We start from the raw sequence: 20045 nt of genomic DNA on the forward strand, positions 1-20045 counted from the left end.
TGTGTCCGCGGCTCGGGCGACGGGGCATCGTGCCAAGCGCCTCCCGTCTTCAGCGCCGCAGAGGCTGGCCGGGCCCGTTCTGAGTGCCCGCTGGCCCCATATTCCCTGCGCTGTGGATCCAGCCGTTTTCCTTCGGTGTGCCTAATATCCATGTCATCACGATGAGATTGCTGCTTCCTGCGGCTCCTCGTTGCCGACCCGGCATGTTCTGAAGGAATCTCGATGACCTGCGTCGAACCCCCGCTCGATGACTGCTTTCGTTTGGGTTACAAGCCCGCCCGGAGCTGGCACGGCACCTGGCGTATGCACGACGCCTGTCTTCCGCTGAATCCGGCTGGCCCGCGCGCCTTGAGGCTGGCATGAACAATCAAGCACTCAGCGGTCGCGATCTGGCGGCGGCACTCGCGGTGGTGGTGATCTGGGGCCTCAATTTCGTTGCCATGAAACTGGCATTGCGTGACTTCACTCCGTGGCAGCTCGGGGCTGCACGTTATGTGTTTGCACTCGTGCCGCTCATCTTCTTCGTCCCCCGGCCCAAGGTGCCGTGGCGTTGGCTTGCCGCTTACGGTCTGGCTCAGGGCGTTGGGCAGTTCGGACTGCTGTTCCTCGGCTTTGAGCTCGGGATGAGCTCGGCCCTTGCTTCGGTGCTGATGCAGACGCAGGTGTTCTTTACCACCATCATCGGCTACTTCCTGCTCAAGGAGCGGCTGACGCGCCAGATCACCGGTGGTCTGGTTTTCGCTGGTATGGGGCTGCTGTGTTTCGCGATGAGCTTCCTCGCCGCGCATGATGTGACGGCCACGCAGATGACCATCAGCGGCTTCGTGCTGACGCTGAGCGCTGCCGCGATGTGGGGCGTGTCGAACATCGTTGCCCGCAACCTGCAGCGCAGCAGCCCGGGCTACAACCCGTTCCAGTTCGTGGTCTGGTCGAGCCTGACGCCGATCATTCCGTTCGTGATGATGAGCTGGGCATTCGACCCCGCCGAGGCGCAGTCGAACTGGACCAATGCCTCCGTGACCGGCTGGCTCGGCGTGGCCTATCTGGGCTGGCTCGCCACCATCACTGCATACGGGCTATGGACCCACCTCCTGAAGCGTCATCCCGCTAATCGCGTCGCACCTTTCAGCCTCGGTGTCCCGGTGATCGGCCTCGTGGCCGGCATGCTGACCTTTGGCGAGACGGTCGGCCTGTGGCAGGCGGTCGGCGTGGCCTTCATCGGGCTCTCGCTGTTCGTGGTGATGTTCGGCGCCAGAGTGCTGAAGTACGTCCAGCTCCGTTCCTGACGGATGCCCTGCTGCCGGATGCGGGTGATGCGCGCACAGTTGCGCACTGCCCGCGTCACCTGACCCCTGCCTGCGGCAGCTGACCCATCTCGCCGCCAGATCCCTGCCGGTCTCGAGGAAAGCTGACGGGGCCGGCGTTGCCTGATCGAGACTGCGAACGGCCAGGCTCACCGCACGCTTCCGTGCCAATGGATGCGCAGCCGGAATCCGCCACCTCCACAAGAATGTTCAGCTGGGTAAAGGCCACTCGGGGTCACTCGGGGATGATCCGCTGCGGGATGAGCAGAAGCGCATTCATTCAAGCGTCCAGATAAGGAATAGCATATCGATCCGGCCAATGTGCTTCCGACTCCATTCACTACCGTACGATCATGAAGACCGATGTGTCATGTCCTTCGCCGCTGCCGGCAATCGCCATCGAGTCCGCGCCCGAACTGCCTGTCGCAGGGCCTGCTGAAGGCGTCAGCCTGTGGGTGTATGTCAAGCTGGTCATGGTGGCGCTGTTCTGGGGCGGCACCTTCATCGCGGGGCGGGTGCTTGCCCAGGAGATGCCGCTGATGGCGGCGGCAACGGGGCGCTTTGCGATTGCGGTGGTGCTGTTGCTGCTCGTGGCGTGGAAGCTCGAAGGTGGTCTGCCCCGGCTGCGCGGGTCGCAGATACTGGTGACCGCTGCACTCGGGTTCACCGGGATCTTTCTCTACAACGTCTGCTTTCTGGCGGCGCTTTCACACATGCCGGCGGGGCGGACGGCCTTGCTGGTCGCGCTGAACCCGATTGCGACCGCTGTGTTTGCCAGTCTCCTGTTTCACGAGCGCCTGGGCCGCGTCAAATGGCTCGGCTTCGGCATCGCTTTCGTGGGCGCCGCAGTCGTCATCACCCGCGGCGAACTGCTGACCGTGGCATACGATCTGGGACGTTCGATCGGAACGGGTGAAACGCTCATGTTCATCGCGGTGATGAACTGGGCGGCATACACGCTGATCGGGCGCAAGGCGCTCAAGGATCTGAGCCCGGTTGCGGCGACGACGTATGCGGCGATGTGGGGGCTGGCGTTTCTGTCGGTTGGCGCCGCGTGGGAGTTCAGGGCGAGTGACTGGCATGCCTTCGGATGGGAGGTGTGGGGCGCAATGGCCTACCTTGGGGTGTTCGGCACGGTTGTGGGGTTCGTCTGGTATTACGAAGGGATCAAGGCCATCGGCGCGTCGCGTGCGGCGGTGTTTACCAATCTGGTGCCCGCTTTCGGGGTCATTCTGGGGGCCCTGGTGCTGGGCGAGACGATCCTGATATCCATGGTCGTCGGTGGTGCGCTGGCGGCGATCGGCGTCACCCTCGCGAACCGGGCGAGGACCTAGGCTGTGCCCGCTGCGACTGAGACTGCGATCAGCGTGCCGCCGTGTCATCGACGGACGGCAGCTCCAGCGCGCGTGCGGCGCCGGTGACGAGATCCCGCGAGAACTGCGCCATCACCGAGGACTGAACCTGCCAGTGGTGCCAGTACAGTTCGACGGTCTCCTGCTGCGTGGGCGCGAGATCGACGAGGCTGCCTGCTGCAAGCGCATCGACGACCTGAATCTCAGGAACGAATCCGTAGCCCAGCGCGTTCTTGGCAAACGCGAGGAAACCCTCGGATGAGGGGACGACGTGGTAGGGATAGTGGCCGGCGTCGAGACCGAACTGGTTGCGCAGGAAGAGATCGTGCATGTCGTCGTTGCGGCCATAGACGATGGCCGGTGCGCGCGCGAGTGCTGCCCGGGTGAGGCCCGAAGGAAAGTGTCTGGCGCGAAACTCGGGTGAGGCGACGCACAGGTAACGCATCACGCCGAGTCGCATCACTGCGCAACCGCGCATCGGGTCGGCGCGGGTGCTCACGCAACCGAGTACGTCGCCGTTTGCCAGCAGGGTGTGCGTGTGGTCCTGGTCATCGACCACGCAGTCGAGCACCAGGCGTTCTTCCCGCACCACGTGCTCGACCGCGGGCAGGAACCACGTCGCCAGGCTGTCCGCATTGATCCCGATCGGCAGGCGCAGTGGCTGCCCCTTGGCGCCCGGACGCAAGGCTCGCTGGGCTTCGGCCTCGACGAGCCTGAGCTGCGTCAGATAGGGCAGCAGGCGGCGGCCGGCGGGGGTGGGTTGCACAGGTTTGCTGCGCACCAGCAGCGCCTGCCCGAGCTCTGCCTCGAGCAGCTTCACCCGCTGCGAAACCGCAGACTGGGTCAGATTCAGATGGCGCGCAGCGCGCTCGAAGCCACCTTCCTTGAGCACCGCCTCAAAAGCTTGCAGACGCAGGTCTAACATTAGAAAAAATCATGTAAAACGATATTTAACGATATTACTTATTTTAAGGTCCGGGTGCATCTACATTTCATGCACCCAGACCGATCCGGCGACGTGGCACAGGCGGTCTGGGATTCACTGGAGCTTGATCATGAATGCCGGCTTTCTGAACGGGTTTATGCTGACCCTCGGACTCATCATGGCCATCGGCGCACAGAACGCACATGTGCTGCGTCAGGGGCTGCGTGGCGAACATGTACTGCTCACGGTCGTGGTGTCGGTCCTGTGCGACATCAGCCTGATTTTGCTCGGCATGAACGGACTGGGTGCAGTGTTCTCGGCCAATCCCGACTGGATGGAGGCGGCCCGCTACGGCGGCGCGGCTTTCCTCGGCTGGTACGGGCTGCGCTCACTGCGCTCGGCACTTGCGGGTGGCAGCCTGCAGGCGGACGCCGGTCAGCGTCGCCGCCTGACCTGGCGCCAGGCACTGCTGACGGCTGCCGGCTTCAGTCTGCTCAATCCGCATGCCTATCTCGATACCGTGGTGTTGCTGGGTTCAATCGGCAACAGCCAGGCGGCGGAACTGCGTCCGTTGTTCACTGCGGGTGCGATTGCCGGTTCGGTGTGCTGGTTCGTGCTGCTGGGCTACGGCGCAAGGTTGCTGGCCCCGGTGTTCAGGCGCCCGCGTGCATGGCAGGTTCTCGATGGCGGCGTGGCCCTGATGCTGTGGGGCATTGCTGCGTGGCTGATCCTGTCTGCCTGAGGTCGCCTATTTCACCAGCGAACTGGTGCTCAACAGCAGCAGCACGAGCAGGCTCAGACAGAACGACAGGGCTTGCCAGAACACCAGCGGATTGCGTTCGATGAGCGGCGGTGGCCCCTTGCCCAGCAGCGTGTTGTTGGGGTGCCTGAGGTCGTAGATGAATTCGGAGAGTTCCTGGTAGCGCTTGTTCGGGTCCGGGTGAACGGCCTTGGCGAGGACCGGGTCGATCCAGGCTGGAATCTCGCGGTAGTCGTCGAGCACCGAGGCGTACTTCAGCTTTCGCTGCGCGGCCTTGCTGCGGGTTTTTGCAATCTCGGCGCCGTAGGGCAGGCGGCCGCTCAGCATCTGGTAAGTGATGACGCCAAGCGAGAACAGGTCAGCGCAGGGCGTACCCGCTTCGCCGAGAAAGTATTCCGGCGCGGTGTACTGGGCGGTGCCGAGAATGTGCGGCTGCAGGGTCGTCGTTTCCGATTCGATCAGGCCGGCCACGCGCGTCGCACCGAAATCGATGATCTTCACCGTGCCGGCCTTGTCGATCATGATGTTGTTCGGGCGCAGATCCTGGTGCAGCATCTCCATGCGATGGAAGGCGAGCAGGCCTTTCGCGATCTGTTCGACGATGTCGCGCACGGTTTCGATCGGTGGCGCCGGGTTGTCGATCATCCATTGCGCCAGCGTCTGGCCTTCGATGAACTCGGTGACGACATAGAGCGCGGTGCGCTGCCGCTTCAGCGTGCTGGGTTTGAGGACGTGCGCGCTGTTGATGCGGCGCGCGATCCATTCTTCCAGCATGAATCTTTCCAGATAGGCGGGATCGCCGCGCAGATCGACCGAGGGGATCTTGATTGCCACCCGTGTGGCGCTGTTGCCGTCCTCGGCGAGGTAGATGTGGCTGCGGCTGTTGCCGTGTATTTCGCGAATGATCCGGTAGCCGTCGAACAGCATGCGCGGCTGGAGGATGGGGGCGGGTGGCAGGTCGAGCCATTGCTGCCTGTGTTCGGCCGCTGTCCCGTCGGGCACGGTGTCGACGCGTGCGATCTGTATCGTCAGGTTGTCGGTGCTGCCGCGGGTGAGGGCTTCTTCAGCGATGCTCCGTGCCGCGGCGTCGAGATCCATCGCGGCTTCGCTGATGGCGTCGACGATGAAGCGGGGCGAGGCGAATTCGTACACCCCGTCGGTGGCCAGCACGAAGATGTCGCCCTCTTTCACTGCCAGGCGCTGATATTCGATATCCAGTTGTGCGGAAATCCCGAGGGCGCGGGCGAGGTAGTGGGTGTCATGCGACACGACGATCCGATGGTCGTCGGTGAGTTGTTCGAGATTCGAGTCCCGCAGGCGGTAGATCCGGCTGTCGCCGATATGGAAGATGTGGGCCGTTGCGGACTTGATGATCAGGGCGCTGAGGGTGCACACATAACCACGGTCGCCGTCGTAACGGTAGGGGCTCTGGCGGGTCTGCGCGTACAGCCAGGAGTTGGTCGCTTCGAGCACGCGCTGCGCAGCGGTCCTGACCGTCCATGCTTCCGAGGTGCAGTAGTAGTCGTCAAGAAAGCTCCGGACCGCGGCTGCGCTGGCGACGTGGCTGACATCGCTGCTGCTGATGCCGTCAGCGAGGGCGATGGCGATGCCCTTCGTGTTCAGCAGGGGGCCGTCAGGGATGCTCAGGCCATGAAAATCCTGGTTGATTTCCTTGCGCCCCTTGTCGGAGTACTGGCCGGCGCTCAGCGAGAGTGTGCTCGACATCTGTCATGGGCACGGGCCCCGCGATCTGTGGGGCCCGTGTGCCGGATGATGGTTCAGACAGCGCTGCGCTTGGGGGCGGTGCGCACGTGGGTGGAGTAGAGCGTGAGGCCGACGAAGGCGAGGCCGCCGACCAGGTTGCCGACGACGGTCGGGATTTCGTTCCACACCAGGTAGTCGTAGATCGAGAAGTTGCCGCCGAGCATCAGGCCGGACGGGAACAGGAACATGTTTACGATCGAATGCTCGAAGCCCATGTAGAAGAACAGCATGATCGGCATCCACATGCCAATGACCTTGCCCGACACGCTGGTCGACATCATCGCGGCGACAACGCCGGTCGATACCATCCAGTTGCACAGCACGCCGCGGATGAACAGCGTGAGCATGCCGGCCGCGCCGTGATCTGCGTAACCGACGGTGCGTCCTTCACCGATGGAGCCGATCTTCTGGCCAACGATGCTGGGTGCTTCGGTGAAGCCAAAGGTGAAGATGATCGCCATCATCACCGCTACCGTCAGCGCGCCGGCGAAGTTGCCGACGAACACCAGGCCCCAGTTGCGCAACACGCCATTGACGGTGACGCCGGGGCGCTTGTCGATGAGCGCGAGCGGGCAGAGCGTGAACACGCCGGTAAGCAGGTCGAAGCCCAGCAGGTACAACAGGCAGAAGCCGACCGGGAACAGCATGGCGCCGGCAAGCGGTTGCCCCGTCTGCACGGTGATGGTGACCGCGAAGGCCGCGGCCAGCGCAAGAATGGCGCCGGCCATGTAGGCGCGGACCAGTGTGTCGCGAGTCGACATGAAGATCTTCGACTCTCCTGCGTCAACCATCTTGGTGACGAATTCTGCGGGCGCGATATATGACATGATTTTCCCCTGGGTGAGTGGTGAGCAAGCCGTGTGAACGCAAAAAAGCGTCCATCTCCACGCCCTCGGAAACGAAGGGTGGAAATGGACGCCGTTGTCCATTTGCTGCGCTGATTCAGGTTGATGCCCTGTTGCACATGCCTCAGGCCGCCGTTGGCCCGAGCTGATTTATGAAAAGCATGTAGCGTGCCAGCATGGAAAAGCCCATGAATCCGGGGTTCCTGCCTTGATCGCCCGGTTCTGAAGCGCTTTTTGCTCCCCCGATTGGGGCGCGGGGGGCGCGAGTTGCCTGTTTTTGGTGCAATGCAAAAACCTGCGGCGACAGGGGATCGGCCCCCTTGCTTGACCCGCATCATTTATTGTCATGTCGTGGTGCGGTGTAATCCGGGGAACCAGGAGGCCAGACCGTCATGTTCCGCATATCCCAGTTCATCCGCGAGCTTGATCATCCCACCCCGGTCGCGCCCCGGCACAATCCGCCAGGGCCGGTCGTCATCTGGAACCTGATCCGGCGCTGCAACCTGACCTGCAAGCACTGTTACTCGATTTCTGCGGATACGGACTTCGCCGGGGAGCTGTCTACCGGCGAGGTGTACCGGGTGATGGGTGACCTCAAGGCGGCGCGGGTGCCGGTGCTGATCCTGTCGGGCGGTGAACCGCTGCTGCGAGCGGACATTTTCGACATTGCCCGGCAGGCCAAGGAGATGGGGTTCTATGTTGCCCTGTCGTCCAACGGCACGCTGATCGACAAAGGCAATATCGACGCGATCGACGACATCGGTTTCGACTACGTCGGCGTCAGTCTCGACGGCATTGCCGACACCCACGACCGCTTCCGGCGCAAGGCAGGCGCATTCGATGCTTCGATGGCGGGCATCCGTCTGTGCGTTGAGCGCGGGATCAAGGTCGGCGTGCGCTACACCATGACCGAGGACAACGCCCACGACCTGCGCGGACTGCTGCGACTGGTGGAGGAGGAGGCGATCGACAAGTTCTACTTCTCTCACCTCAATTACGCGGGACGCGGCAACAAGCACCGTGGCGACGATGCCCAGCACCGCACCACCCGCGACGCCATGGAGCTTCTGTTCGAAACCTGTCTCGAACTTCACCAGCGCGGCATCGAGAAGGACTTCGTGACCGGAAACAACGATGCCGATGGCGTGTTCCTGCTGCACTGGGTGCGGCGCCGCTTTCCGCAGCATGCCGAACACATCGAGGGCAAGCTGCGCCAGTGGGGCGGGAACGCCAGCGGCGTGAACGTTGCGAACATCGACAATCTCGGCGTGGTTCACCCGGACACTATGTGGTGGCACATCCCCCTGGGCAATGTGCGGGAGCGGGCCTTTGGCGAGATCTGGAACGATCTGTCGAATCCGCTGCTGGCCGGGCTCAAGCCGCATCCGCGCAAGCTCGAGGGGCGGTGCGGAGCCTGCAGGTATCTCGACATCTGCAATGGCAGTTCGCGCGTGCGTGCGGAACAGATCACCGGCAACCCGTGGGCGGAAGACCCCGCGTGCTATCTGAGCGATGCGGAGATCGGCGTGGATGCGGCGGACTACGGCTCCGTGCGTGTGCTCAACACGCCATGGACGCGGATTGAAAAGGTGGGCTCATGATGCGCCTGCCGACATCGATTGCAGCCGCGCTGATCGCACTGGCACTGCCGGCGTGGGCCGATGAGGGGGCGCCGGCCACCGCCCGGAACTACCAGCAGCATTGCGCGGCCTGTCATGCGCCGGATCGTCTGGGCAGCATGGGCCCGGCGCTGCTGCCCGACAATCTCGCCCGGCTGCGCAAGGGGGAGGCGGTCAAGGTCATCACCGGCGGGCGCGCAGCCACGCAGATGCCGGCGTTTGCCGAGGTCTTGAGCAAGGACGAGATCGCCGCCCTTGCCGAATGGATCTACACGCCGGTCACGCCGGCGCCCAAATGGACCGAGTCCGACATTCGCGCCTCGCGCATCCAGCACACCGACCCCGCGACGCTGTCGCCGACACCGGTGTTCAGCGCCGATCCGCTCAACCTCTTTCTGGTGGTGGAAACCGGTGACCATCACGTGTCGGTCCTCGACGGCGACAGGCTCGAACCCATCTACCGCTTCCAGTCCCGCTTCGCCCTGCATGGCGGACCGAAGTTCACTGCCGACGGGCGTTATGTCTTCTTCGCCTCGCGGGATGGCTGGATCACCAAGTTCGATCTGTGGAATCTGAAAGTCATCGCCGAAGTGCGCGCGGGCATCAACACCCGCAACGTGGCGGTGTCGTCTGACGGGCGCTTCGTGATCGCGGCCAACTACCTGCCGCAGGATCTGGTGCTGTTCGACGCCGAGCTCAATCTGGTCAAGGTAATGGATGCGACGACGCTCGACGGCAGCCGCAGCTCGCGTGTCTCGGCGGTCTATGACGCCGCACCGCGCAAGAGCTTTGTCGCCGCGATGAAGGACATTCCAGAGCTGTGGGAGATCAGCTACGACGAGAAGGTCGAGCCAATCTACGACGGCTATGTGCACGACTACCGCATGAAGGAGGGCGTGGCCAAGCCCGGCTTCCTCAACGCCCGCCGCACACCGCTGGAGGATGTACTCGACGACTTCTACTTCGATCAGGATTACCGTCAGGTGATGGGTGCCTCGCGCAAGGGCGAGGGGCAGGTGGTGAATCTGGATGCACGGCGCAAGGTGGCCAGTCTGCCGCTGGACGGCATGCCGCACCTCGGGTCGGGCATCACCTGGGCATGGCGCGACGCCAGCGGCATCGAGCGCACGGTGATGGCGAGCACCAACCTCAAGTCGGGCGAGGTCACCGTCATCGACATGAAGACCTGGGAGGTCGTCCGCCGCATCCCGACCCGCGGCCCGGGATTCTTCCTGCGCAGCCATGAGAACAGCCGCTACGCCTTTGTCGATTCGATGATGAGCCGCGAGGCGAGCCACATCCTGCAGGTGATCGACAAGCAGACGCTGGAAGTGGTGAAGGAGATCACCGCCGAACCGGGCCAGACCCTTGCCCACATCGAATTCACCCGTGATGGTCGCTATGCGCTCGCCAGCCTGTGGGAGCAGGACGGCGCCATCGTCGTGCTTGATGCGCAGACGCTGGAAGAAGTCAAGCGGCTGCCGATGAAGAAGCCGGTGGGCAAGTACAACGTGTGGAACAAGATCACCCGCGACGAGGGCACCAGCCACTGACGTGACGCCATCGCGCGCGGTGGTGTCTCAATTGTCGTTGCTGAAATAGCGTCGTGGTTCGATACCGAGCGTACGGCGGAACATCGCGGTGAAGGCGCTCGCATTGCGATAGCCGAGTCGGTCGGCCACGCGCGCCACCGGCACGCCGTTGGCAAGTTGCCCCAAGGCATCGACCAGCCGCGCCTGCTGCCGCCACTGGCGAAAGCTCATGCCGGTTTCGCGTGCGAACAGGCGTGCCAGGGTGCGGCTGCTGGTGGCGTGGCGCGCAGCCAGCGACTCCAGTGTTTCCGGGTTGTCCGGGTGTTCGATCTGCGCGCGGCACAAGGCGAGCAGGCGTGGTTCGGCCGGCATCGGCAGATGCAGCGCCGGGATCTGCAATACGTGCAGTTCCTGTAGCGTGAGTGCGGCAATCTGGCCCGCGCGACCGCCGAGATCGTAGGCCAGCGGTTCGTCGAGCAGGGCCAGGATCAGGGCGCGCAACAGCGGGCTGACCTCGATCAGGCAGCAGCGGTCCGGGAGTTCGGGGGCGGCTTCGGGGCGGATGTACAGGGTGCGCATCTCCACCGGCCCGAGCATGATGACCTTGTGGTCGATATCGGCTGGAATCCATACCCCGCGCACCGGCGGCACTACCCAGCAGCCTTCTGCGGTTTCGACCCGCATCACGCCGCTGCCGGCGTAAATCAGCTGTGCGCGTGGATGGCGGTGGAACGGCGTTTGACCACTGCGGTAGTCGCGCGCCTTGACCGTGACCGGGTGCGGCAGGGTCTGGTACTCGTCGTCATGGCTGACGGTGATGCAGTCGATATCGTTTGTCCGATTCACGATGGTTTTTGTCGGGACAATTCAGAACTTGTCATTCTAGACTTCAGGCCTGAACAATTCTTGCTGATGGTCATGGAAAAGACACTCACCGCCGACACGGCACTTGCCGACGCGACCCCCGGCACTGCGCACGACGTGCTCAACAACACGACCTTCGTGGTGATCGCCGCGATCAGTTTCTCGCACCTGCTCAACGACATGATGCAGTCGGTGCTGCTCGCGATCTATCCGATCCTCAAGCAACGCATGAGCTTTTCCTTTGCCCAAGTGGGCATGATCACGCTGGCCTTCCAGTTCACCGCGTCGCTCCTGCAGCCGCTCATCGGTCTATACACCGATCACCGCCCTAAGCCCTGGCTGTTGCCATTGAGCAGTTGCTTCACCATGGTCGGGCTGTTGCTGCTGTCGCAGGCGTCGAGTTTCGGCGCGGTGTTGCTGGCGGCATCGCTGGTGGGAATGGGTTCGTCGATCTTCCACCCCGAGTCGTCGCGGGTGGCGCGCATGGCTGCTGGCGCACGGCCGGGGCTTTCGCAATCGCTGTTCCAGATCGGGGGCAACCTCGGAACGGCGCTCGGCCCGCTGCTCGCCGCCTTGGTGATCGTACCGTTCGGGCAGGGCAGCGCCGCATGGTTTTCACTTGCTGCACTGACAGGCGCCATCGTGCTATCCCAGGTCGGGCGCTGGGCGGCGGTGCATGTGGCGGGTTTCCGCAAGCGCATGAAGGCCAGCCCGGGGCACACGCTCAGCCGTCGCCAGGTGGGCTTCTCGCTGGCCGTGCTCGGTGGATTGCTGTTCTCCAAGTTCTTCTACATGGCGAGCCTGCAGAACTACTACACCTTCTACCTGATGGAGAAGTTCGCACTGCCGCTGCAGACGGCACAGATGTACCTGTTCGGATTCCTGCTGGCGGTCGCCGCGGGCACGGTGGCGGGCGGCCCGGTCGGCGATCGCATCGGACGCAAGCGCGTGATCTGGGCATCGATCCTGGGCGTGGCACCGTTTGCGCTGATGCTGCCGCACGTCGGCCTGATGTGGACCGCGGTGCTGTCGGGGGTGATCGGACTCATCCTGTCCTCGGCATTCTCGGCCATCCTGGTCTACGCGCAGGAGCTCGTGCCGGGCAAGGTGGGGGCGATATCGGGACTGTTCTTCGGCGTCGCGTTCGGGCTTGCCGGCATTGGCGCGGCGCTGCTTGGCCGGCTGGCGGATGCGACCGACATCGCGACCGTCTATCAGGTGTGTGCCTTTCTGCCGTTGATCGGCTTGCTGACGGTCCTGCTGCCCGATATCGAGCGGCGCTAGCTCAAGGTCGCACGCAGCCGGCCGAGGTCCGGTACGTGGATGTTGCGGCCCTGAACCTGGATCAGGCCGGACTCGATCAGCTCGTGGAGAATGCGCGAGAAGTGCTCCTGGGTCAGGTTCAGGCGCGAGGCGATGATGCCCTTGCTGGTCGGCAGCCGGATCGACACCGGCCCGGTGGTGAGGACGTCGTCGTCACTGCCCAGGCCTTCCTCGCGCAACAGGTAGCCGATGATGCGGTCGCGCCCCGAGCGCAGCGAGTAGCTCTCGACGTCGCTCATCAGCTGATGCAGTCGCCGTGACAGGCCGGCGATGATCTTGCGGCAGAAGATCGGGTCGCGCCCCATTTCGTCGAAGACCACCTGTTTGGCGATGTGCAGCAGCGAGCAGTCGGTCAGCGCCTGCGCCATCACCACGTAGGGCTTATCCATGAACATCACGGCCTCGCCGAAGCTCTGGCCCCGGCTCAGGATCTCGACCACCTTCTCGTTGCCCTCGGCGGAGATGAAGGCGAGCTTGATCTGACCACTGAGGATCAGGTGGAAGCCGGTGCAGGCGTCGCCGCGGTGAAACAGGATGTCACCCTTGGTGATCGAGGTCTCGCGTGCGCCACGGGCAAAGGGTGCGATCTCGGCCGGGGTCAGGCCGGCAAACAGGCTGGCACTGGCGAGCAACTGGGCGATGCGCGTGTTTTCGCCGGGCGCGGCCGGTTCCGAGGTGTCCGTGTCCTGCATTGCGGCACGGCAGAATTCGTCACAGCGGTTCATCACAATTACCTCGTGAGCTGGGCGTAGAACATCGGCAGGCGGGCCGGGAGTTCTTCCGGTTTGCGGATCACCGCGAAGCCGGCGGGGCCGAACAGGTGGGGCAGGTAGGCCGCACCCTCGCGGTCGATGGTGACGCAGAACGGCACCACGCCGCACAGGCGGGCCTCGATCACCGCCATCCGCGTGTCTTCGATGCCGTAGCGACCGTCGTAAAGATCGAGGTCGTTCGGCTTGCCGTCCGACAGGATGAGCAGGATGCGGCGGCTGGCACGCTGGCCGTCGAGCAGGCTGGTCGCATGGCGGATGGCGGCACCGAGCCGCGTGTAATAGCCGGGTTTGATGGCGGAGATGCGGCCGCGGATGCGGTCGTCGAAGCGGTCGTCGAAACGCTTCAGGTGGTGGAAGCGCACGTTGTTGCGCTTCACCGAGGAGAAGCCGCACAGCGCAAAGCGGTCGCCGGTGGCCGACAAGGCCTCGCCGAACAGCAGCAGGCTGTCGCGGATGACGTCGATGACGCGGGCTTCGCTCGAGATCCAGGTGTCGGTGGAGAGCGACAGGTCTGCAAGCGCTAGACAGGCGAGGTCGCGCTCGCGTTTTTCCAGCGTCAGCCACAGTTGGTCGCTGCCCTGTCTGCCGCAGGCGCGGTCGGTGGATGAACGCACGACGGCGTCGATGTCGAGTTCGCTGCCGTCAACCTGGCCCTTGATCCAGCGCCGTCCGGGCTGCAGCATCGAGAACTGCTGGTGCAGCCGGCGTGCGGTGCGGCGCAGGCGATCGGGCAGCGGCACTGGGGCCGCGCGCGGATCGTCGGCAGCGGCAGCCATCTCCAGCAGGCGCACGTGATCCTCCAGCAGACGGCTCTTGCGGTAATCCCATTCCGGCAAGGGGATGCCTGCGCCAAGCACGACGTCGTCCTCGGCGGCAGAGGGCAGGTCGAGGTCGAATCGCACTTTCGACGCGGTGCGTTCGCCGTCGCGTGTCAGCGACAGCTGATCGAGAGTGGCGGCAGCGGCGGCCGCATTGGGATCGGGGTCATCGTCTTCGCTGCGATTGACCTTGATGAACTCCGCCACCGACAGCAGGCTTTCGGCGCGGAAGAACATCAGCAGGCCGTGCTTTTCGGGCGGTGCATCGACCCGTTCGGCCTTGTGCGCAGTGTGCTCGGTCTCGTCGGGCTTGCCCGATCCGCCCGGTGGAGTCTCGCCCTGTTTGCCGTCCTGGCCGGCACTGCGCGCGGGCTCGGGCGCCCGTGCGGCGGGCAGCGTCAGCCACAGCAGCACCGGTTGTGCCGAAGGTGCGTCGGCCTCAACCGGCGGCAGCGCGCTCACGCTGCCTGGGTCGTCGATGGCGCGGCGCAGCGCGCGCTCGCGTTCGCCCTCGGATGGCGGCAGCTTTGCCGGGTCGGGGCGCTGCGCAAGCGTGGCTGCGGCCAGGCGCCGGTAGCGCGGAACGAGGCCCGGCCAGCGTGCCAGCGTGTGCCGCACGGCGCGCTGGTTGAGCAGCAACTCGCGCGTTTCCTGACTGTGCCCGGCGTGACTGTGGCTGGCGCCTCTCGCATCGTCGGGCGGCATCTGCGCCATTTCGGCGTGGGCGGCGGCAAGCGCCGACAGCCACAGGTAGAGCTCACGGTTCAGGTCGCGTTCGGCAAAGGCGTCGATCCGCGGCGGCAGGCGCAGGGTGTTTTCGTCCATGCTCGCGCGCGCCAGTCTCTCGCCACTGCCTGCAAGGCGCGCCAGCCAGCTGCGGCGTGCGCCGTGCGTATCCGCGGCAGATGCTGCAACGCGCAGGCCGCCGTCGCCGCCGAGCGCGCGAAACAGAATGCCCACCGAGCGCCCGGTTTCCTTGAGGGTCACCGCGGCTTCCGGGAAACTGCCGCCGGCGGCGCGGGTCACGAGCCGGTGCCAGAGTTTGCCGACGACTTCTTCCATGGCCTAGCGCTCCCTGCCGGCGCGAAAACCGGCTTCGTTCTGCCTCGCGGCCTCGTCACTGACCCAGTGCAGCAAGGGACCGTCCGGGTTGTCGGCCTGGGTTTCGCCGCAGGCATCGACGCATTGCGCACACTGGGTGCAGGTAAACATGTGGCGCTTGATGTTGCGAGGGGTGAGCCGCATCGGGCATACCGCATCGCAGGCCGACTGCTTTTCGGGCAGGCAGGTGCTGCAGTCGCTTGCCCGTGCGCGCAGGAAACCGACCACCATTGCCTTCGGGTTGCTCATCCATGCCAGACTCTGAAACAGCCCGACCGCGCAGGCGTAGCGGCAGAACAGATGGCGTGCGAACAGAAACTCCATCGACAGCACCGTGGTGGCGGCAAGGATGAAAATCGTCTCGTTTCGCGTGAGCGTGCCGTGGATGAGGTTTCCATACACCTCGCCCGGCGGCAGCAGATAGGTCAGGAAGACCACGGCCCAGGTGAAGGCGAAGGCGACTGCCGCGGGCACGACCAGGCCCCACCAGCGCGCATCCGGTTTGCGTTTGCCGCCAGCGGGCAACCACGGTGTGATGGGCGCCTTTTCCCATACGCTGGGCTTTCCCGAGGCGCGCAGCATCAGCGTGTTGATGGTCTCGACCACCGAGAAGTGCGGGCACAGCCAGCCGCAGTAAAGCCGCCCCCAGCGCCACGCGACATAGAGGAAGGCGCCCGCACCGACAAGAATCGGCACGAACAGACGCAGCAGAACGTTGGCTCCGGCTTCGAGCGCACCGATGCGCCCGGCCAGGAAGTCGTCGAGCCCGAGACGCCATTCGAAGCCGAGCAGCCAGGCGTGGCCGGCGTCGAGATCGTAGCGGAACAGGTCGAACACCGGTGCCAGGATGAAAAGCAGGAAAAAGCCCACCTGAAACAGCAGACGACGGCGCTGCAGCGCGCGCGGCGGCGTGCGACCCTCGACCGCAATCGGGATGACGCGCGCAGCCTTGCCCTGGGCGCGGGCAGGTGCGGCAGACGTCACTGCAGCCTCAGTCATCGCGGCGGGGGCCGAACACCGGGTAGCGCCAGGTGCGGCCATTGATTGCGCGGACCAGGCCCATCACGCCCAGCAGGATCAGCCCGGCGTGAAAGAGCGTGAAGTACAGCACCCCGATCACCCACGACCACGGGTTGTCGAAGCCGCCCAGCAGGAAGATGCCCACGCTGATCGACACCAGCAGGCTGCCCCCCCACAGACAGGTCACCACCGTCTGACGCAGGTGGTTGCGCACCAGTGGGTCGGGGTGCTTGCCATGCATCACCCACATCACCACCAGCGCAATGAAGGCGATGCCCGGCAGCAGCATCAGGTTGATGATGAACAAGGCCTCGGCGGCGACCGCGATGGGCGGTCCCGGCATCAGATTCTTGAGCGGATCACTGCGTTCGATGGCCATGTGCTGTTCTGCCCGCGGCCGCGATCAGCGGCCGAAAGTGGCGGCAACCACTTCCATCAGCGCTTCAACGGTTTCGACGTCGTCGGTGAGGCTTTCGACGATGGCTGAGCGGCAGGCGGCAACCGGGTCCATCCCCTCCTTGATCAGCAGCGCAGCATAGATCAGCAGCCGGGTGCTCGCGGCCTCCTCGAGGTCGCGATCCTTGAGTGCGCGCAGGGCACCGGCAATGCCGACCAGACGCCGGGCGAGATCGGGGGCGCAGGCGGTTTCACCGATCAGGATGGCTTCTTCCTGCGCCGGCGCGGGGAAGTCGAAGCGCAGGCTGACGAAGCGCTGCCGGGTGGAGGGCTTCATGCCCTTGAGCAGGTTCTGATAGCCGGGGTTGTAGGACACTACCAGCATGAAGGAGGGCGGTGCCTGCAGCAGTTCGCCGGTGCGGTCGATCGGCAGGATGCGGCGGTCGTCGGCGAGCGGATGCAGCACCACGGTGGTGTCCTTGCGCGCCTCGACCACCTCGTCCAGATAGCAGATGCCGCCTTCGCGCACCGCGCGGGTCAGCGGGCCGTCGCACCAGACGGTCTTGCCATCGCCGATCAGGTGGCGGCCGACCAGGTCGGCGGCGGTGAGATCGTCGTGGCAGGCCACGGTGTAGAGCGGCAAACCGAGGCGTGCCGCCATATGCGCGACGAAACGGGTCTTGCCGCAACCGGTCGGGCCCTTGATCAGCAGCGGCAGGCGGTTCTTCCAGGCCTGCTCGAAGACATCCACCTCGTTGCCTGCCGGCTGATAGAACGGGTTGTCGAGATTCGGCGTTTCGAGCTTCATTGGTAAAGTCCCTTCCAGTAGGCAAGGCCGATCAGAACCCAGACGAGGGTGATCCAGCCGAGGGTAATCAGGCGCCACATCAGCGGCGCATGGCGCAAGGCCATGAAGTCGAGGATGACGATGCTGCCCTTGATGATCGAGATCGCTGCCAGCAGGGCCACGATGGCAGGGCCGGCGGCACCGCCTTCGCCGACCCACCAGGTGAGCAGGGTGGCGACGATCAGCGCCGCCCACAGCAGGGTGGCGCGACGCGGCGTGCCGTGCATGACGGGCGGGCGATTTTCAGTGGATGACATAGACGAGCGGGAACAGGATGAGCCACACCAGATCCACCATGTGCCAGTAGGCCGCGCCGGTTTCGAGACCGTTCATGTCGCCAGGCTGGTAGCGACCCTTGCGCGCGCCCTGCCACAGCGCGGCAAGAATCACCATGCCGAGGATGACGTGCATGAAGTGGAAGAAGGTGAGTGACAGGTAGAACATGTGAAATGGACTGCTCGACAGGCTGATGCCCTGTTCGAACGCAGCCGAGTATTCGGTCAGCTTGACGATGACGAAGCCACTGCCGCAGGCGATTGCGCCCACCAGCCAGCGTGCGGACAGCGCTGAAGCCCGCTGTTCGGCCGCCTGCACCGCGCGTACCACGAAGTAGCTCGCGGTCAGCAGCAGCACGGTGTTGAGCGCGCCGGCCCCACGGTGCAGCGCCTGCTGCTCGGCATCGAACAGTTCGATGTGGTTGGCACGCGTGAAGGCATAGGCGGCGAAGAACACACCGAAGGCCAGCAGTTCGGCGAGGATGAAAATCCAGATCGCCAGATCGCCGGCAAGTCGTTGTTCGGCGACCGGGCCGTGATCGGGCAGGGTGGAAGCGAGACCGGGCGTGTTCATAGCCGGCAGTCTAGGAAAGCATGGGGTCGCCGGCCTTGATTCCGGACAAGTTGCACCCGGCGCTCGACCACGCGTGAGCAGGTGCCGCCCCTCCGCTGAGGCGAAATGGCAGAAGCCCCGCCATCCTTGCGGGCGGCGGGGCTTCCGGATCGAGTCTGAAACGGAGCGGTGTGGTCCTCAGGCCGCGAGGGCCGGGGCCGGTCGTTCCGTGTAATACACCGTCGCCAGCGCCAGCGACCCGAGCACCACGTAGGCGCCGACCAGGGGCGATACGCTGCCATTGAACAAATGCCCCACCATGAGGCCGATGAGCGCGCCCGTCACCGTGCTGAAAAAGCCGATCATCGACGATGCGGTGCCTGCGACATGGCCAAGCGGCTCCATCGCCAGGGTGTTCAGGTTGGAGGCCAGAAAACCGAACACGAACACGCTGCCGCCCTGCAGCAGCATGAAGGCGGGCAGGGTTTCATTGCCGCTCAGTGCGAGTCCGAGGTGGATCACGTTCAACACGATGAGCGTAACCAGACCTGTCAGTGACAGTCGGCGCATGCCGAAGCGGTGCACCAGCCTCGAATTGGTGAACGCCGCCACCGCCATCGCTACCGCGACTGCGGCAAACAGCAGGGTGAAGCGGCGCCCGACGTCGAACACATCGACGAAGATCTGTTGCGCCGAGGTGATGAAGCTCATGTGTCCGCCCACGACCAGCCCGAGCGCCAGCATGTAGCCCACCGAGGTCCGGGTGGTGAGGGTGATGCGGTAGGCACCAAAGATTGCGCGCGGCGAGATGGCACGCCTGTGCTCCTCGGGCAGGGATTCCTGCAACCGCAGCAGGGTCCAGGTCAGGACGGCAGCGCCGGCAATGACCAGTGCGCCAAAGGCCCAGCGCCAGGGCGCGACCAGCAGGATCAGCTGCCCCATCGAAGGTGCGAGAATCGGCACGGCCATGAAGACCATCATCGCCAGTGACATGACCTTGCCCATCTGGGCGCCGGAGTACTTGTCACGGGCGAGCGACACTGCGATGACGCGCGGCGCACCTGCGCCGACACCCTGCAGCAGGCGGGCCGCAAGCAGGGTGGCGAAACTGTCGGTCAGGGACGAAAGCATCCCGGCCACCGCAAACACGATCAGGCCACCAATGAGCACAGGGCGACGGCCATAGCGGTCGGACAAGGGGCCATACACAAGCTGCGATGCGCCCATGCCCAGCAGATACACCCCGATCACGGCCTGGGCCTGGTTCGGATCGGTCAGGCTGAAGTCGGCGTGAAGCATGGGCAGCGCGGGCAGCATCACGTCGATGGCGAGTGCATTGAGCGCCATGCAGGCCGCAATGAAGCCGACAAACTCAGTAAAGCCCATCGGGCTGCGATCGGCGCGGTTCAATTGCGCCTCCCGGCCCGGAGGTGGGTGGGCTCAGGCTTGTCATTTCTCATAGGTCGAGGTTCTCTGTGAAGGGTTGCAGCGCTTCTGCGAGCGCGTCGAGTTGTTCCGGGCTGGCGACCCGCTGGAGCATGGCGATGTCGCTGCCGATGACCGTTTTCATTGCGACTTCGATGAGTTCGATACCCGCCGGTGTCAGGCGGACGCGCGAACCGCGGCGGTCGGTGTCGTCGTCCTCACGCAGCAGCAGGCCGCGTTGCTCCAGGCCTTTGAGCACCTTGGTGAGGCCGCCCGAGGTGATCAGCATGCCTTTGTAGATGTCCGAGGGGCGGAGTGCGTGCGGTGAGGGCGTCTTGCGCAGGGTGGCGAGCACCGAGTACTCGACCGGCGAGAGCTCGAAGCGGCTCATCTCGCGCTGTGCATTCTCGAAGATCAGGTCACGCAGACGAAAAACGCGGGCGATAAAGCGCATGCCGGGGGAGTGGATCTCGGGAAAGCTCTCGGCAGTCATGCGCAGCATGTCTTCGCAACGGGTTCGGCATCTTGGGTTCATGCTGAGCAGTATAG

The 20045-nt window shown here is 64.6% G+C and carries 19 protein-coding genes; 6 read left to right on the top strand and 13 right to left on the bottom strand.

Annotated elements, in window-relative coordinates; all coding sequences use genetic code 11:
- The first annotated feature begins 359 nt into the window (after positions 1-359).
- Positions 360-1286, top strand: coding sequence for an EamA family transporter (locus tag AC22G6_RS14455; protein WP_487367332.1), 927 nt, complete (start codon positions 360-362; stop codon positions 1284-1286).
- Positions 1287-1657: 371 nt separating this feature from the next.
- A complete protein-coding gene (locus AC22G6_RS14460; protein WP_487367333.1) occupies positions 1658-2638 on the top strand; it encodes a DMT family transporter in 981 nt (326 codons plus the stop codon).
- 28 nt (positions 2639-2666) lie between these two features.
- Here the strand turns inward: AC22G6_RS14460 and AC22G6_RS14465 are convergent, their stop codons facing one another.
- Positions 2667-3581 carry a LysR family transcriptional regulator ArgP gene (locus tag AC22G6_RS14465; RefSeq protein WP_487367334.1) on the bottom strand — a complete coding sequence of 305 codons (915 nt, stop codon included), beginning with the start codon at positions 3579-3581 and terminating at the stop codon, positions 2667-2669.
- A 130-nt stretch (positions 3582-3711) separates the two neighbouring features.
- On the opposite strand from AC22G6_RS14465, the gene AC22G6_RS14470 reads away from it, so the two are divergent.
- Complete coding sequence (locus tag AC22G6_RS14470; RefSeq protein ID WP_487367335.1) at positions 3712-4323, top strand: LysE/ArgO family amino acid transporter; 612 nt, start codon at positions 3712-3714, stop codon at positions 4321-4323.
- A gap of 6 nt (positions 4324-4329) precedes the next feature.
- On the opposite strand, the gene AC22G6_RS14475 is transcribed toward AC22G6_RS14470, so the two are convergent.
- Together AC22G6_RS14475 and AC22G6_RS14480 are read right to left on the bottom strand one after the other, a co-directional pair.
- Positions 4330-6066 carry a bifunctional protein-serine/threonine kinase/phosphatase gene (locus AC22G6_RS14475; RefSeq protein WP_487367336.1) on the bottom strand — a complete coding sequence of 579 codons (1737 nt, stop codon included), beginning with the start codon at positions 6064-6066 and terminating at the stop codon, positions 4330-4332.
- Positions 6067-6119: 53 nt separating this feature from the next.
- On the bottom strand, positions 6120-6932 hold the full coding sequence (locus AC22G6_RS14480) for a formate/nitrite transporter family protein (RefSeq protein WP_487367337.1): 813 nt from the start codon (positions 6930-6932) through the stop codon (positions 6120-6122).
- 410 nt (positions 6933-7342) lie between these two features.
- Here AC22G6_RS14480 and nirJ point away from each other — a divergent pair, with 410 nt between their 5' ends.
- Positions 7343-8551: a heme d1 biosynthesis radical SAM protein NirJ gene (gene nirJ, locus AC22G6_RS14485; RefSeq protein WP_487367338.1), complete on the top strand. Its 1209-nt coding sequence runs from the start codon at positions 7343-7345 to the stop codon at positions 8549-8551.
- Positions 8551-10122 (top strand): cytochrome D1 domain-containing protein, encoded by a 1572-nt coding sequence (locus AC22G6_RS14490; RefSeq protein ID WP_487367389.1) that lies wholly within the window; start codon positions 8551-8553, stop codon positions 10120-10122. The genes nirJ and AC22G6_RS14490 overlap by 1 nt, the downstream gene beginning before the upstream one ends.
- A 27-nt stretch (positions 10123-10149) precedes the next feature.
- On the opposite strand, the gene AC22G6_RS14495 is transcribed toward AC22G6_RS14490, so the two are convergent.
- Positions 10150-10947 carry an AraC family transcriptional regulator gene (locus AC22G6_RS14495; RefSeq protein WP_487367339.1) on the bottom strand — a complete coding sequence of 266 codons (798 nt, stop codon included), beginning with the start codon at positions 10945-10947 and terminating at the stop codon, positions 10150-10152.
- 72 nt (positions 10948-11019) lie between these two features.
- On the opposite strand from AC22G6_RS14495, the gene AC22G6_RS14500 reads away from it, so the two are divergent.
- Entirely contained in the window at positions 11020-12249 is a 1230-nt protein-coding gene (locus tag AC22G6_RS14500) for an MFS transporter (protein WP_487367340.1), read from the top strand.
- On the opposite strand, the gene AC22G6_RS14505 is transcribed toward AC22G6_RS14500, so the two are convergent.
- The 9 genes from AC22G6_RS14505 to AC22G6_RS14545 form a co-directional block, all read right to left on the bottom strand.
- On the bottom strand, positions 12246-13013 hold the full coding sequence (locus AC22G6_RS14505) for a Crp/Fnr family transcriptional regulator (RefSeq protein WP_487367341.1): 768 nt from the start codon (positions 13011-13013) through the stop codon (positions 12246-12248). The two genes, AC22G6_RS14500 and AC22G6_RS14505, sit on opposite strands and share 4 nt — an antisense overlap.
- A gap of 5 nt (positions 13014-13018) precedes the next feature.
- Positions 13019-14941, bottom strand: a complete 1923-nt coding sequence (locus AC22G6_RS14510) for a nitric oxide reductase activation protein NorD (protein WP_487367342.1) — start codon at positions 14939-14941, stop codon at positions 13019-13021.
- A gap of 3 nt (positions 14942-14944) precedes the next feature.
- Positions 14945-15979, bottom strand: a complete 1035-nt coding sequence (locus tag AC22G6_RS14515; protein ID WP_487367343.1) for a 4Fe-4S binding protein — start codon at positions 15977-15979, stop codon at positions 14945-14947.
- Positions 15972-16379 (bottom strand): magnetosome magnetite crystal formation protein family, encoded by a 408-nt coding sequence (locus AC22G6_RS14520; protein WP_108948643.1) that lies wholly within the window; start codon positions 16377-16379, stop codon positions 15972-15974. Before AC22G6_RS14520 ends, AC22G6_RS14515 begins: the two co-directional genes overlap by 8 nt.
- Before the next feature lie 24 nt (positions 16380-16403).
- Complete coding sequence (locus AC22G6_RS14525; protein WP_108975603.1) at positions 16404-17204, bottom strand: CbbQ/NirQ/NorQ/GpvN family protein; 801 nt, start codon at positions 17202-17204, stop codon at positions 16404-16406.
- Positions 17201-17500 (bottom strand): cytochrome C oxidase subunit IV family protein, encoded by a 300-nt coding sequence (locus AC22G6_RS14530; protein ID WP_487367344.1) that lies wholly within the window; start codon positions 17498-17500, stop codon positions 17201-17203. The genes AC22G6_RS14525 and AC22G6_RS14530 overlap by 4 nt, the downstream gene beginning before the upstream one ends.
- A complete protein-coding gene (locus AC22G6_RS14535; protein WP_487367345.1) occupies positions 17487-18092 on the bottom strand; it encodes a cytochrome c oxidase subunit 3 family protein in 606 nt (201 codons plus the stop codon). The genes AC22G6_RS14530 and AC22G6_RS14535 overlap by 14 nt, the downstream gene beginning before the upstream one ends.
- Before the next feature lie 177 nt (positions 18093-18269).
- Complete coding sequence (locus AC22G6_RS14540) at positions 18270-19481, bottom strand: multidrug effflux MFS transporter (protein WP_487367346.1); 1212 nt, start codon at positions 19479-19481, stop codon at positions 18270-18272.
- 46 nt (positions 19482-19527) lie between these two features.
- Positions 19528-19989 (bottom strand): MarR family winged helix-turn-helix transcriptional regulator, encoded by a 462-nt coding sequence (locus AC22G6_RS14545; protein WP_234419013.1) that lies wholly within the window; start codon positions 19987-19989, stop codon positions 19528-19530.
- Between the last annotated feature and the right edge of the window lie 56 nt (positions 19990-20045).

Source organism: Parazoarcus sp. PS-13 R2A (assembly GCF_057621855.1).